We start from the raw sequence: 13171 nt of genomic DNA, 5'->3' as shown, positions 1-13171 counted from the left end.
GGATCCGCGGATTCCCGGCCCGACGGAGGCTGGGGGTGACCCGAAAGGAACACCCATGCGCCGACTCTTCTACGCCGCGTTCGCCTCCATGCTCGCCGGGGTCGCCTCCGGCCTCTTCTATCGCGAGTTCACCAAGCTCAACGACTTCCCCGAGGGCGCCCCGACGCAGCTCGGGCTCGTGCACACCCACCTGCTGGTGCTGGGCTTCGTGGTCTACCTGATCGTGCTGCTGCTGGAGCGGGCGTTCACGCTCTCCGCGAGCCGCCTGTTCGGCTGGTTCTTCTGGCTCTACACCGCCGGACTCGTGCTCACCTCGGCCATGCTGCTGTGGCACGGCTCCCTGACGGTGCTCGGCCTGGAGTCGTCCAAGATGATCGCCGGCATCGCCGGACTGGGCCACATGCTGCTCACGGCCGGGATGGTGCTGCTGTTCCTCGCTCTGCGCAAGCGCCTGCCCGCCGCGCGACCCGTCGCAGCACCCGTGTCCGCCACCGCGAGCGTCTGACCTCGCCGCAACTCCCCAGAACCGCGGCGTCACACGCGAATCGGCGGGCTCCCCTCCCGGGGCCCGCCGATTCTGCGCAGTCGCGTGCGTCTAGTGTGCGTCGATGGTCTCGTCGCGCAGGTAGGCGATGTGCGCCTCGTGCCGGGCGATGTGATGGGGCGACTTGCGCACGAACACCCACGCGACGATGAGGATCGCGAACCAGATCGGCGTGACCAGGAGGGCCGTCAGCGTGTCGGGCTGGGTGGTGAGCGCCCACAGGATGAAGACGAAGAAGGCGAGCACCACGAACACCATGAACACGCCGCCGGGCATCTTGAACGCCGAGGCCGCGGCCTTCTCCGGACGAGTGCGCCGGTACTTCAGGTAGCTGCACAGGAAGATCGTCCACACGAACATGAAGCACACCGCCGACACCGTGGTCACCATGTCGAACGCGGTGCCGATGTCCTTGCCCGCGTAGAGCAGCACCACGCCCGACAGCAGCAGGATGCAGGAGAGGAACAGGGCGTTCTGCGGCACGCGACGCTTCGACAGGCGGGCGAACATTTGCGGCGCATCGCCGTCCTGCGCGAGGCCGAACACCATGCGCGAGGTCGAGTAGATGCCCGAGTTCGCGCTCGACATGGCCGAGGTGAGCACCACGAGGTTGACGACGGTCGCGGCGATGCCGAGGCCGGCGAGGGCGAACATCGCGATGAAGGGGCTCTCCCCGGCCACGTACTCGGTCCACGGGGTGACCGCCATCAGCACGATCAGCGCGCCGACGTAGAACAGCAGCACGCGGATCGGGATCGCGTTGATCGCCTTCGGGAGGTTGCGCTTCGGGTCTTTGGTCTCGGCGGCGGCGGTGCCCACGAGTTCGATCCCGACGAACGCGAACACCGCGATCTGGAAGCCCGCGACGAAGCCCATGAACCCGTGCGGGAACATGCCGCCGTGCTCCCACAGGTTCGAGAAGCTCGCGGTGCCGGCGTCGTGCTGGAAGCCGGTGAACACCATCACCAGACCCGTCGCGATGAGCGCCACGATCGCCACGATCTTGATGAGCGCGAACCAGAACTCCATCTCGCCGAACGCGGCGACGGTCGGCAGGTTCAGCGCGAGCAGGATCACCACGACCAGCAGGCCGGGGATCCACAGCGGGACACCGGGGATGAGCGCATCCGTGTACCCGGCGATCGCGATCACGTCGGCGACGCCCGTCACCACCCAGCAGAACCAGTAGGTCCAGCCCGTGAAGAACCCGGCCCACGGGCCGAGCAGGTCGCTGGCGAAGTCGCTGAACGACTTGTACTTCAGGTTCGACAACAGCAGCTCGCCCATCGCCCGCATGACGAAGAACAGCATGAACCCGATGATCATGTAGACGAAGATCACCGAGGGCCCGGCGACCGAGATCGTCTTGCCGCTTCCCATGAACAGGCCGGTGCCGATGGCGCCGCCGATGGCCAGCAGCTGGATGTGCCGGTTGCTCAGTGCCCGCCGCAGGTGCTGCTCGCTCCCCGCATCGGCGGTGGCCCCCGTGCTGTTGATCGCCCCCGTGTCTTCCTTCGTCACGCTGTCTCCTCCGGTCTTCGTCGACACGCCGCGACACTCGCGTGCCGGCGACTGATGCAGAGTAACCACCGCGGTGCGCTCGCCCGAAATCGGCAGAGAAGCTCCGGCATTCCGCCCCCCCGGTGTTCCCTCGTCCCGAAACGATTCGATAAACTGGTCGCTCCCCGATCCGCCCTTCGTCTTCTGCGAGCCGCTCTTCATGGCCACCACCCTCACCACGGGCCGTCCGTGGCGTGTCATCCTCGCCTTCTCGATCCCCCTCCTGCTCGGCAACGTCGTGCAGCAGCTGTACCAGTTCGCCGACGCGATCGTGGTCGGGCGCCACCTCGGCGTCCAGTCGCTCGCGGCGGTCGGCGCGACCGGCAGCCTCCTGTTCCTGCTGCTCGGGTTCGCGTGGGGCCTGACGAGCGGTTTCGCGATCCCGGTCGCCCAGGCCTTCGGCGCCCGAGACGATGCCGCCGTGCGCCGCTCGGTCGCGACCGGGGTGCTGCTGAGCGGCATCACCAGCGTCATCCTCACCGTGGTCGCGCCGCTCATCGCCGGGCCGATCCTGGCGCTGCTGCAGACCCCGTCCGAGCTCATGCCCGAGGCGACGGTGTTCACGCAGATCAGCTTCCTCGGCGCGGGCGCGACCATGTTCTTCAACTACCTCTCCGCGATCATCCGCGCGATCGGCGACTCCAAGACCCCGCTGGTGTTCCTCACGGTGTCGTGCGCGCTCAACGTGGGGCTCGTCGTCCTGATGGTGGGGCCGCTGGAGTGGGGCGTCGCGGGGGCCGCCCTGGCGACCGTGGTCGCGCAGGCCGTGTCGGTGATCCTGTGCCTGGAGTTCGTGCGGCGCCGGCTGCCGATGCTGCACCTGCGCCGCGCCGACTGGCGCATCACCGGCTCCGACATCGCGGAGCATCTGCGTCTCGGCCTGCCGATGGGCTTCCAGGCGTCGATCATCGCGATCGGGACGCTCACGGTGCAGGTGGCACTGAACACCCTCGGCGCCGACGCGGTGGCGGCGTACACCACGGCCTCGCGCGTGGACAGCCTCGCGGTCGCCCTGCTCTCGTCGCTCGGGCTCGCCGTGTCGATGTATGCGGCGCAGAACCACGGCGGACGGCGGCCCGACCGCATCCGCCGCGGCGTGGTCGAGGCGACGTGGATGGCGGTGGCCGCCGCGATCGTGCTCGGCGGACTGCTCATCGCGTTCGGCGCTCCCATGGTGCGGCTGTTCGTCGGAGAGGGCTCCGACGGCGTGGTCGACATGGCGCACCGGATGCTCATCATCAACGGCTGCGGCTACTGGGCACTGGGCATGCTGTTCGTGCTCCGCGGTGCGCTCCAGGGGCTCGGGCACACGCTCGTGCCGACCGTGACGGGCGTGATCGAGCTGGTGATGCGCGTCGGGGCGGCCGTGGTGCTCGGGGCCATGATCGGCTTCGACGGCGTCGCGCTCAGCAACCCGCTCGCCTGGGTCGGGGCGATCCTGCTGCTGGTGCCCGCGTACGTCCGTGCCCACCGCGGTCTCGCGAAGCTCCCGGTCGCTCCGGCCGAGGCGACCGAGACCTCGGCGATCGCGATCGTCGGGCCCACCGACGGCTCGATGGTCGTCGACGCCGTGGTCACGCAACCGGTGCGGGTCGTGCGCCCTCGGCGCCTGCGCTGGCCCGTTCGCCGCTGACCGCATGCCTCCGGAGCGCCCCGCGGTCCTCGCCAGGGCCGCGGGGCGTTCGTGTGCGTCGCCGATCCAGCCGATATATCCCTCTGGAGGATGATGCGGATCGGACTTGAGACGGATGGCCCGGAGGGGACACACTTCTAGTGTCGAGAATGCGGGAATTCCGCAGACCGGGGGGTCAACATGACGACATTGAGGGTGGCCAGCGAGCTGGCAGCGGTCCTGATTCCGATCGGATACGTGGGCGCGGCGATCGCCGTGATCTGCGCGATCGTCGCCGGGATCGCGATCGCGCGGGGTGCCGGTGGTCTCACCGGCGGGGCCGTCGGGGTCTGGATCGTCGGGGCGCTGCTGAGCGTCACCGCGTCTTTCGGCAGCCAGTGGCTGCCGCTGATCATCTCGGGCTCCGCACTCGTGCTGATGCTCACGATCGGCGGCGTCGTGCGCGGCATGGTGGGTGCCGCGGGGCTGACGCGCCGCAGCGAGGCGCCGGCCGAGGCGCTTCCGGTGGCCGCGGCTCCCGCGAAGACCGGGACGCCGAAGGTCGCCGCGGTCGTCAAGGCGGCGACGTCGTCGACGCCCACGTCGCCCGTCGCCGTCGTCTCCTGAGCGCTCAGCGGTAGTCGCGGTCGCGGTGCTGCCGTGAGTCGTCGCCCGACGCGACGCGCTCGGCCTCGCGCGCCCGCAGCTCCACGCGACGGATCTTGCCCGAGATGGTCTTCGGCAGCTCCGGTACGAACTCGATGATCCGCACCCACAGGTGCGACGACAGGCGCTCGTGCGCGTACGCGAACACGGATCGCGCCGCGGCCGTCTCGTCCGCCGCATCCGCGGTCAGGCACACGTACGCCTTCGGCACCGCGAGCCGCGTCGGGTCGGGGCTGGGGATCACGGCCGCCTCGACCACGAGCTCGTGCTCCAGGAGCACCGACTCGAGCTCGAACGGCGAGATCTTGTAGTCCGAGGCCTTGAACACGTCGTCGGAGCGCCCGATGTAGGTGAGGTAGCCGTCGTCGTCGCGCACCGCGATGTCGCCCGTGTGGTGGTAGCCGCCGGCGCGCGACTCCGCCGTCTTCTCCGGGTCGGCGTAGTACCCCGCCATGAGTCCGAGCGGCGCGCGCGACAGGTCGAGCGCGATCTCGCCCTCCCGCTCGACCACCGCGCCCGTGGCGGGGTCGAGCAGCACCACCGGGTACCCCGGCAACGGGCGGCCCATAGAACCGATCTTCACCGGCTGCCCGGGGGAGTTGCCGATGCACGCCGTCATCTCGGTCTGGCCGAAACCGTCGCGGATGGTGCCGCCCCAGGCCTCCCGCACCCGGTCGATGACCTCGGGGTTCAAGGGCTCGCCGGCGCCCACCAGCTCGCGCGGAGGGTGCGTCAGGCGGCCCAGGTCGGCCTGGATGAGCATGCGCCACACGGTGGGCGGGGCGCAGAAGGTCGACACGTGGTGGGTGTCCATGACCTGCATGAGCGTGTTCGCGTCGAACCGGGCGTAGTCGTAGACGAACACGGTGGCCTCGGCCAGGAACGGCGAGTAGAAGCTCGACCACGCGTGCTTCGCCCACCCGGGCGATGAGATGTTGAGGTGCACGTCGTCGGGGCGGACCCCGAGCCACCACATGGTCGACAGGTGCCCGACCGGATACGAGACGTGGGTGTGCTGCACGAGCTTCGGCCGGTTCGTGGTGCCCGAGGTGAAGTACAGCAGTGCGGTGTCGGACGCGGGGGTCGGGCCGTCCGGCTCGAACGCGGCGGGCGCGGCGGCGGAGTCGGCGTAGCGGGCCCAGGCGGGCGGGGCCTCGCCGACGCCGATGCGGAGGATGTCGGGGCCGAGACCGTCGACCCGTTCGGCGAGAGTCCCGAGGGTGACGACGGCGCTGGCGCGGCCGTGCTCCACGCGATAGGCGAGGTCGGTGGCCGACAGCAGCGTGGACGTCGGGATCGACACCGCCCCGATCTTGGTGATCGCCAGCATCACCTCCCACAGCTCGATCGTGTTGTTGAGCATCACGATCACGTGGTCGCCGCGGCGGATGCCGAGCCCCGCGAGCCAGGACGCGACCTGGTCGGAGCGGGCGGAGAGCTCGCCATACGTCCACGACCGCAGGCGAAGGTCGGCGTCGACGATCTGCACGGCGGGGCGCTGCGGATTCTCGGCGGCCACCACGTCGAACCACTCCAGGGCGAAGTTGAACTCGTCGACCTGCGGCCACGCGAATCCCGCCCGCGCGGCGGCATAGTCCGTGGCGTGCTCGAACAGGAAGTCGCGCATCTCGCGGACGGCGTTCGTGGCGGCGGTGGCGCTGCGGCTCATGGTGCTCCTTTGCTGGCGTGCACTCCATCTTTCCGCGTCGGCCCGCCGGACGGCACGCCCCGCGCCGCTGAGCTAGCGGGGGAGCAGGCCGGTGCCGTCGCGGAGCTCGAACACGAGCTGGGTCTCGGTGCCGCGCACGACCGGGTGGATCGTGATGTGTTCCAGCACGATGTCGCGCAGCGCCGTCGCATCCTCCACCGCGACGTGCACCAGGAAGTCGTCGACGCCCGCGACGTGGAACACCTGCAGCACGCGGGGCACCGCGACGAGGGCGTCGAAGAGCGCCGTCACCTTCGGCCCGGTGTGATTGGCGAGGCGCACCTTGATGATCGCCTGCAGCGGGTATCCGAGCGCCGCGCCGTCGACCCGCACACGGGTGTCGCGGATGATGCCGCGCTCGCGCAGTGCCCGCACGCGGTGCGCGCACGTGGACTCGGCCAACCCCAGCCGATGCGCGAGAGCCTTGTTCGTGATCTCCGCGTCGCGGGTCAGCGCCGCGAGGAGCTCCAGATCGGTCTCGTCGAGTTGCGCTTTCGCCAAGGTACCGCCCTCCCGCCCGCCGGATGTTGCACAGAATATCGGATGAGGCCTCAGTTCCCGCGGATGCTGTCGAATTCCGGCGGTTCTCTCACGTTTCCGGCAACGTGGAGGCATGACCGCACCGCTGCATCCCGACACGATCGCCGTCCACAGCGGCCGCTCCGACCTGGAGGGGCTCGGCGTCCACGCGCTACCGATCGACCTGTCCACCACCAACCCGCTGCCCGATGTCGAGCGCGGGGGCGACTCGTACGAGGCCATGGCCACCGGGGGCCGTCCGCCCGCCGACGGCAGCATGGTCTACGCCCGACTCTGGAACCCCACGGTCGCGCGCTTCGAGGAGGCCCTCGCCGAACTCGAGCACGCGGAGGCCGCGGTCGCGTTCGCGTCGGGCATGGCCGCCATGACCGCGGTGATCCTCGCCCGCACCGGTGCGACGGGCACCCGCCACGTGGTCGCGGTCCGTCCGCTGTACGGCGGCACCGACCACCTGCTGGGCTCGGGGCTGCTCGGCGTCGACACCACGTACTGCCGCCCCGAGGAGGTCGCCGCGTCGATCCGCCCCGACACCGGGCTCGTGGTCGTCGAGACGCCCGCCAACCCCACGCTCGACATCGCCGACATCGCCGACGTCGTGCGCCAGGCCGGCGACGTCCCGGTCGTGGTCGACAACACCTTCGCCACCCCGGTGCTGCAGAACCCGATCGACCTGGGCGCGGCGATGTCGCTGCACAGCGCCACCAAGTACCTCGGCGGCCACGGCGACGTCATCGCCGGTGTCGTCGCCTGCGACGAGGAGACCGCAGAAGCGCTGCGCCGAGTGCGTGCGGTGACCGGGGGGCTGCTGCACCCGCTCGGCGCATATCTCCTCCACCGCGGGCTCACGACGCTGCCCGTGCGCGTGCGGCAGCAGCAGGACACTGCTCGCCGCCTCGTGCAGTGGCTGATCGACCGACCAGAGGTCGCCGAGGTCTTCTACCCGGGGCTCGACGGGGATCCCCGCGGGATCCTCGGCCGGCAGATGCGCGGCACGGGCGCCATGATCGCGATGCGGATGCGGGGCGGGTACGCGGCGGCGTCGGCGGTGGCGTCGGCGACCTCGCTGTTCACGCACGCCGTGTCGCTCGGGGGCGTGGACTCGCTGATCCAGCACCCTGCCGCTCTCACGCACCGTCCGGTGCCCCCGGAGGCACGACCCGCCGCCGACGTGCTGCGGCTGTCGATCGGCCTCGAGAACGCGGACGACCTGATCGCCGACCTGGACCGCGCGTTCGCGGTGCTCGCCGAGCGCTCGACGGGCGAGGGCGCCGGCCCGGTCGCGGTGGCCGGCCGCGGCGCCTCCCTGCCGGGCTAGCGGCGACGGCGCGGGGCGGCGTTCGCGGGGTGGGGGCGCGGACGCCGCTTTGTGCATCCACCACAAGAAACTGAGTCCCGCGTGCGCTGGGACTTGGTATCGTCCGGCAATTCCGGTGCGGCGGGGGACCGGGGCCCTACAGTCGCCCGTGGCAACGACGCCACACACCACCCGGGAGTCCTCAATGACGAGTGCAACACCCCACGCGCACGGCCTCGGCATGCGCATCGCCGTGATCGTGCTCAGCCTGCTGCTGGCCGCCATGATCCTGCTGTTCTTCGCCACCACGAGCAAGATCGCCGCCGGTGCCGCGGAGCTCGCCGACGGCACCACCGCCGCGGAAGACGGGTCGGCGCAGCTCGCGGCCGGTGCCGCCGAACTGTCCGACGGCGCGCAGACCCTCGCCGACGGGACGCAGGACCTCGCCGCGGGTGCCGCGAGCGCCGAGGACGGCTCGCAGAAGCTGAGCGATGGTGCCACCACCGCGGCGGCGGGAGCCACGGCCCTCGCTGCGGGTGCGGGCGACCTCGCCGCGGGCGCCGCGAACGCCGAGGCCGGTGCGAGCCGCCTGAGCGGTGGCGCGCAGACCGCGCTCGCCGGATCGCAGGACCTCGCGGCCGGTGCCGCCGCAGCCGATGCGGGCGCGCAGCAGCTCGTCGCGGGCGCCACCCGGCTGTCGGCGGGCGTGACGGGCGCGCACCAGTACACGACCGGCGTGCTGGCGGGTGCCACCACGCTGAGCGACACCCTCCGCGCCGGAGTGACGACCTCGGTGCAGACGCTCGCCCATCCCGACACGAAGACCGCGCTGCAGAACGCCGCGACGGCCGCCCCCGGTCGATCGCAGCAACTCGCGGACAGCCTCGCCGGGATGCTCGCCGCCGACCCGACCAACGTGCAGTTGCAGCAGCTCGCGCAGCTCGCGGCCGGAGTCGATCAGGCCGTCGACGCCCTCGCGGCCCCGGCCGCCGCCGCACCCTCGCTCGCGCAGGGACTCATCGGCGCGGCCGACGGTGCCGCGCGCGTGACGGCCGGGGTCAACGCCATCGCCAACGGCGACCCCGCACTCGGCTGGCCCGGAACGGTCGCCCTGGTCGCCCCGGAGGGTGCCCCCGCGCTCGTCGCCGGCACGCAGGCGCTCCAGGCCGGAACCGCCCAGCTCAGCGCCGGAGCCACGAAGCTCACGCAGGGCCTCGGCACGCTCTCGACCGGTGCTTCCACGCTGCACGCCGGCACCGTGCGACTCGACGACGGCGCCGGGCGGCTCGACGAGGGCGCCAGCACCCTGGCCACCGGCATCGGCACGCTGCAGTCCGGCGCGAGTGCCCTCCACACGGGCATGGGCGAGCTGAGCGCCGGAGCCGACGCGGTCGCGGACGGATCGGGCGACCTGGCCGCGGGCGGCGGGACGCTCGAAGCGGGCGCGGCCGACCTCGCCTCCGGCAACGGGCGCATCGCCGACGGCTCCGGCACGCTCGCCACCGCCACCGCGGGCGCCGCGCCGTCGATGCTCCCGTGGATCCTCGGGGTCGCGCTCGCCGGGCTCATCGCGATCGGGTTCTGGGTGGGGCACCGGATCACCCACCGCCGCGCGCTCGCCCTGGCCGCCTGACCCCTGACCCCTTCTCTTCTGAGCGGACGCCGTTCCCCCCGGCGGCGTCCGCTCAGAGCTTCGGCAGCCGGACCGTCCCGGTGGCGATGCGCTCCGTGGGCATGCGATCGCGGTTGTAGGTGATCTCGCGATAGCCGTGCGGGGTCGGCATCCCGTCCTCATCCAGGCTCACGAACACGATCTCGTCGATCGTGAGGATGCGCTTGCGGGTGATCATGTTGCGGGCGACCGCGCGCATCGTCAGCGACGTGGTGCCGAACCGCGTCGCCTGCAGGCCGATCTCGATCAGGTCGCCCTGCACCGCCGACGCCTCGAACGTGATCGCGGAGATGTGTTTCGTCACGGCGCGGTAGTTGCCCAGCTGCACGATCGCGTAGATCGCCGCCTCTTCATCGATCCACTTCAGCAGGCTGCCGCCGAACAGCGTGCCGTTCGCGTTGAGGTCTTCGGGGCGCACCCACTTGCGGGTGCGGAAGTTGATCCCGTCTTCCGACCACTGCCATTCCGGTGCCTTCTGTCTCGCCATGTGCTCGAGGCTAGGAGCGTCGTGAGTCGGGGGTGTTACGCGCGGCTTTCGGGCAGCGCACACGCCCTCTGCCCACGGCGGATCCGCCCACGGCGGAGACCGACCCACCGGCTCCCGGAGCGGCGGAGGCTGGGGTCATGAGCGACGAGAAACCCATACCCCAGTTCAGCCAGGAAGCCCGGCGCGCGCTCTTCCACGAGCGCGTGCTCGTGCTCGACGGCGCCCTCGACGACGACAACGGCACGCTGCTGATGACGCAGCTGCTCAGCCTCTCGGCAGAAGACCCCGTCGCCGACATCGCCCTGTGGATCCACTCTCCCGGCGGGTCTGTGCCGTCGATGCTCGCGATCCGCGACCTCATGCGGCTCGTGCCCAACGACGTCTCGACCCTCGCGCTCGGCCTCGCGTGCAGCGCCGGACAGTTCCTGCTGTCGGCGGGCACACCGGGCAAGCGTCGGGCGCTGCCGCACGCGCGCATCCTCATGCATCAGGGTTCGGCGGGCATCGGCGGATCCGCGGTCGAGATCGAAGCGCAGGCGGACGACCTCCGTCATATGCGCGACACCGTGCTCGGCCTCATCGCCGACGACACCGGTCAGCCCGTGGAGCGGATCTTCGAGGACTCCCTGCACGACCGCTGGTACACCGCCACGCAGGCGCAGGAGTACGGCTTCATCGACCGGATCGTGGAGTCGACGGCCGACATCATGCCGCGACGCCGCGCGCGCGTGGGACTGGGGGCGGACGCATGAGCAGCTACACGATCCCCAACGTGATCGCCCAGCACCCCCGCGGCGAGCGGGTCATGGACGTGTACTCGCACCTGCTGGCCGAACGCGTCATCTACCTCGGCACCGGCATCGACGCGGGCGTGGCGAACGCGCTCATCGCACAGCTGCTGCACCTCGACGCCGACAGCCCCGACTCCGCGGTGCAGTTCTACATCAACAGCGAGGGCGGCGATCCCGGGGCGGCGCTCGCGATCTACGACACGATGCAGCACATCCGTCCCCGCATCGCCACGACCTGCGTCGGCCAGGCCATCGGTCCGGCGGCGCTGCTCGTCGCGGCAGGGGCGCCGGGGGAGCGGGCCGCTCTCGCGCACGCGCGCATCGTGCTGCATCAGCCCGCCGGGCAGTCGCGGGGTGCGATCCCCGACCTCATCCTCGCGGCCGACGAGGTGGTGCGGGTGCGGTCCGACATGGAGGCGATCCTGGCCAGGCACAGCGGTCGCACCCTCGAGGAGCTCCGCGTCGACACCGACCGCGACCGGGTGTTCACGGCCGTGGCGGCGAAGGAGTACGGCCTGATCGACACCGTGCTCGGGCCGCGCGACGCGGGGTGACGCCCGGACCCGGGGCCGGCGCTGCGGTGCCGCGTCGGCCCCGGGGCTCCACCGGGCGGCGCGTGCGGGCGGGGCGTGCGGCGGCGCGACGGCGAACCCGGGGCTCCACCGGGGAGGGCACGCGGCGACGAAGCCGGGCGCCGCGTGCGCGGTCAGGCCGCGAGGGCGAACGCGCCGCGCGAGGCCGAGACCGCCGCCGATGCCGGGGCCGCAGTCGCGCGCAGGTCGTCGGCCACGGCGCTGGTCAGCTCGACCAGGCTCGTGTCGAGGGCTCCGGCGATCGCGGCGATCATCTCGCTCGACGGCTCCTTGAGCCCGCGCTCGACCTCGGAGAGGTATTGCGGCGACACCCCGGCCTTCTCGGCGGTGGCGGTGAGGGTCTCCTCGCGGTCGTGCCGCCGACGGCGGAGCTGGTCGCCCAGCAGCTGCCGCCACAGCGGCTCGGGGTCGCTCGGCTGGGGACGGGCGGGACGGGGAGCGCGGGGGAACGGGACGATGTCGGCCATGCCTCACGATAATCCGGGCGCTCGGCGGGGTTCGAGGCGTTCTGCTCAGAGCAGAACGCCTCAGAGCGCCGCGGTCACACCCGGGAGCAGCTTCGTGAGGATCGACTGGAGCTGTTCGCGTTCCGCGGGGGTGAGCGGGTCGAGTACCAGCTCGCGCACCTGCTCCACGTGCACGGGGGCGGCGGTGCGCAGCATCTCCCTGCCCGCGGAGGTGAGCGCGGCCGACAGCGTGCGCTTGTCAGTACTGCACGACGTGCGCTCGACCCAGCCCCGCTCCTCGAGCGAGTCGAGCGCGTGACTCAGCCGCGAACGGCTCAGACCGGCGATGCGTGCGAGTTCCGTCATGGTCACCGCGCCGTCGTCGCGCCCCGCGAGCGTGACCATGATCGCGTAGCGCGCGTGATTCAGGCCCACCTCGTCCTTGAGCGTGCGGTCGAGCACCTGGGGCAGCAGCTGCACGAAGCGGATGACGGGCAGCCACGTCGCCATCTCCGTGTCGTCGAGCCGCCGCTCCGAGCGCTGGGCCGTCATGGTGTCCTCCCCGCCGGTCACGCCGCCGACAGGTCGATCGTGTGCGCGGTGTGGTCGCGCTTGGCCTGCAGGTAGCGCGAGTTCGACTCCGACAGGTGCACGCCGGTGGGCACGCGCTCGGTCACGCGGATGCCCAGCGCCTCGAGCTGCACGGCCTTGTCGGGGTTGTTGCTCAGCAGACGGATGCCGTCGACCCCGACGGCGCGGAGCATCTGGGCGGCGACCGTGTAGTCGCGCTCGTCCTCGCCGTGACCCAGGGCGACGTTCGCCTCGTACGTGTCGAGACCGGCGTCCTGCAGCGCGTAGGCGTCGAGCTTGGCGTAGAGGCCGATGCCGCGACCCTCCTGGCGCAGATACAGCAGGAACCCGCCCTGCTCGGCGATCCGTTCGACCGCTTCGCGCAGCTGGGGGCCGCAGTCGCATCGCTCGGAGCCGAACACGTCGCCGGTGAGGCACTCGCTGTGCGGGCGGACGAGCGGGGCATCGCCGCCCTCGGCCGCGCGGTCGAGCGCCGCGCGCCAGTCGCCGAGGCCGAGCAGCAGGTGCTCCCGTCCGTCGACCAGTCCGTCGAAGGTCACGACGTCGGCCGTGGTGGTGTACCCGTCGCCGAAGCGCAGCGGCACCCGCACGCGGGTCCGTTCGGTGGCAGCCGGCGCGACGGTTGAACTTTCAATCATGCGGGGTGCAACGCCCGCCGCCCGCTTCT

Annotated in this window: 14 protein-coding genes; 7 read left to right on the top strand and 7 right to left on the bottom strand. The window is 71.5% G+C overall.

Annotated elements, in window-relative coordinates; all coding sequences use genetic code 11:
• The first annotated feature begins 55 nt into the window (after positions 1-55).
• Complete coding sequence (locus ACFV3I_RS00945; RefSeq protein ID WP_136028573.1) at positions 56-505, top strand: DUF2871 domain-containing protein; 450 nt, start codon at positions 56-58, stop codon at positions 503-505.
• 90 nt (positions 506-595) lie between these two features.
• Here the strand turns inward: ACFV3I_RS00945 and cycA are convergent, their stop codons facing one another.
• Positions 596-2041, bottom strand: a complete 1446-nt coding sequence (gene cycA, locus ACFV3I_RS00940; RefSeq protein WP_378803841.1) for a D-serine/D-alanine/glycine transporter — start codon at positions 2039-2041, stop codon at positions 596-598.
• Positions 2042-2264: 223 nt separating this feature from the next.
• On the opposite strand from cycA, the gene ACFV3I_RS00935 reads away from it, so the two are divergent.
• Entirely contained in the window at positions 2265-3737 is a 1473-nt protein-coding gene (locus ACFV3I_RS00935) for an MATE family efflux transporter (RefSeq protein WP_136028574.1), read from the top strand.
• Positions 3738-3917: 180 nt separating this feature from the next.
• Positions 3918-4343, top strand: coding sequence for a hypothetical protein (locus tag ACFV3I_RS00930; protein WP_136029013.1), 426 nt, complete (start codon positions 3918-3920; stop codon positions 4341-4343).
• A 4-nt stretch (positions 4344-4347) separates the two neighbouring features.
• Here ACFV3I_RS00930 and ACFV3I_RS00925 read toward each other — a convergent pair whose 3' ends face one another.
• Positions 4348-6051 (bottom strand): AMP-binding protein, encoded by a 1704-nt coding sequence (locus ACFV3I_RS00925; protein WP_378822169.1) that lies wholly within the window; start codon positions 6049-6051, stop codon positions 4348-4350.
• Positions 6052-6123: 72 nt separating this feature from the next.
• Complete coding sequence (locus tag ACFV3I_RS00920) at positions 6124-6591, bottom strand: Lrp/AsnC family transcriptional regulator (protein WP_136029008.1); 468 nt, start codon at positions 6589-6591, stop codon at positions 6124-6126.
• Between the two features lie 112 nt (positions 6592-6703).
• Between ACFV3I_RS00920 and ACFV3I_RS00915 the strand changes: the two genes are divergently transcribed.
• Together ACFV3I_RS00915 and ACFV3I_RS00910 are read left to right on the top strand one after the other, a co-directional pair.
• A complete protein-coding gene (locus ACFV3I_RS00915; protein ID WP_378822168.1) occupies positions 6704-7945 on the top strand; it encodes a trans-sulfuration enzyme family protein in 1242 nt (413 codons plus the stop codon).
• A gap of 184 nt (positions 7946-8129) precedes the next feature.
• The gene (locus tag ACFV3I_RS00910; RefSeq protein ID WP_206252269.1) at positions 8130-9557 is read left to right on the top strand and encodes a hypothetical protein; all 1428 of its coding nucleotides are present in this window, start codon (positions 8130-8132) and stop codon (positions 9555-9557) included.
• A 52-nt stretch (positions 9558-9609) separates the two neighbouring features.
• Here the strand turns inward: ACFV3I_RS00910 and ACFV3I_RS00905 are convergent, their stop codons facing one another.
• A complete protein-coding gene (locus ACFV3I_RS00905; protein WP_136029001.1) occupies positions 9610-10083 on the bottom strand; it encodes an acyl-CoA thioesterase in 474 nt (157 codons plus the stop codon).
• A gap of 137 nt (positions 10084-10220) precedes the next feature.
• On the opposite strand from ACFV3I_RS00905, the gene ACFV3I_RS00900 reads away from it, so the two are divergent.
• Both ACFV3I_RS00900 and ACFV3I_RS00895 read left to right on the top strand, forming a co-directional pair.
• A complete protein-coding gene (locus ACFV3I_RS00900) occupies positions 10221-10835 on the top strand; it encodes a ClpP family protease (protein ID WP_378822167.1) in 615 nt (204 codons plus the stop codon).
• The gene (locus tag ACFV3I_RS00895; protein WP_136028998.1) at positions 10832-11428 is read left to right on the top strand and encodes a ClpP family protease; all 597 of its coding nucleotides are present in this window, start codon (positions 10832-10834) and stop codon (positions 11426-11428) included. Before ACFV3I_RS00900 ends, ACFV3I_RS00895 begins: the two co-directional genes overlap by 4 nt.
• Before the next feature lie 152 nt (positions 11429-11580).
• On the opposite strand, the gene ACFV3I_RS00890 is transcribed toward ACFV3I_RS00895, so the two are convergent.
• Genes ACFV3I_RS00890 through ribA form a run of 3 tightly spaced genes read right to left on the bottom strand, consistent with a single transcriptional unit; the run spans position 11581 to position 13142 of the window.
• Positions 11581-11934: a helix-turn-helix transcriptional regulator gene (locus ACFV3I_RS00890; protein WP_206252270.1), complete on the bottom strand. Its 354-nt coding sequence runs from the start codon at positions 11932-11934 to the stop codon at positions 11581-11583.
• 60 nt (positions 11935-11994) lie between these two features.
• Positions 11995-12465, bottom strand: a complete 471-nt coding sequence (locus ACFV3I_RS00885; protein ID WP_378822166.1) for a MarR family winged helix-turn-helix transcriptional regulator — start codon at positions 12463-12465, stop codon at positions 11995-11997.
• Between the two features lie 17 nt (positions 12466-12482).
• Positions 12483-13142 (bottom strand): GTP cyclohydrolase II, encoded by a 660-nt coding sequence (ribA, locus tag ACFV3I_RS00880; protein WP_136032021.1) that lies wholly within the window; start codon positions 13140-13142, stop codon positions 12483-12485.
• Between the last annotated feature and the right edge of the window lie 29 nt (positions 13143-13171).

This window comes from Microbacterium sp. NPDC059771 (assembly GCF_042732495.1).
GTDB classification, from domain to species: domain Bacteria; phylum Actinomycetota; class Actinomycetes; order Actinomycetales; family Microbacteriaceae; genus Microbacterium; species Microbacterium sufflavum.
This window is presented reverse-complemented; position numbering and strand designations above follow the sequence as displayed.

What these genes read in the sequence shown, in the direction of transcription:
- ribA (WP_136032021.1), bottom strand. Translation starts at nt 13,142, where the DNA reads ATGATTGAAAGTTCAACCGTCGCGCCGGCTGCCACCGAACGGACCCGC.
- ACFV3I_RS00930 (WP_136029013.1), top strand. Translation starts at nt 3,918, where the DNA reads ATGACGACATTGAGGGTGGCCAGCGAGCTGGCAGCGGTCCTGATTCCG.
- ACFV3I_RS00900 (WP_378822167.1), top strand. Translation starts at nt 10,221, where the DNA reads ATGAGCGACGAGAAACCCATACCCCAGTTCAGCCAGGAAGCCCGGCGC.
- ACFV3I_RS00905 (WP_136029001.1), bottom strand. Translation starts at nt 10,083, where the DNA reads ATGGCGAGACAGAAGGCACCGGAATGGCAGTGGTCGGAAGACGGGATC.
- ACFV3I_RS00935 (WP_136028574.1), top strand. Translation starts at nt 2,265, where the DNA reads ATGGCCACCACCCTCACCACGGGCCGTCCGTGGCGTGTCATCCTCGCC.
- ACFV3I_RS00895 (WP_136028998.1), top strand. Translation starts at nt 10,832, where the DNA reads ATGAGCAGCTACACGATCCCCAACGTGATCGCCCAGCACCCCCGCGGC.
- ACFV3I_RS00890 (WP_206252270.1), bottom strand. Translation starts at nt 11,934, where the DNA reads ATGGCCGACATCGTCCCGTTCCCCCGCGCTCCCCGTCCCGCCCGTCCC.
- ACFV3I_RS00885 (WP_378822166.1), bottom strand. Translation starts at nt 12,465, where the DNA reads ATGACGGCCCAGCGCTCGGAGCGGCGGCTCGACGACACGGAGATGGCG.
- ACFV3I_RS00910 (WP_206252269.1), top strand. Translation starts at nt 8,130, where the DNA reads ATGACGAGTGCAACACCCCACGCGCACGGCCTCGGCATGCGCATCGCC.
- ACFV3I_RS00945 (WP_136028573.1), top strand. Translation starts at nt 56, where the DNA reads ATGCGCCGACTCTTCTACGCCGCGTTCGCCTCCATGCTCGCCGGGGTC.
- ACFV3I_RS00915 (WP_378822168.1), top strand. Translation starts at nt 6,704, where the DNA reads ATGACCGCACCGCTGCATCCCGACACGATCGCCGTCCACAGCGGCCGC.
- ACFV3I_RS00925 (WP_378822169.1), bottom strand. Translation starts at nt 6,051, where the DNA reads ATGAGCCGCAGCGCCACCGCCGCCACGAACGCCGTCCGCGAGATGCGC.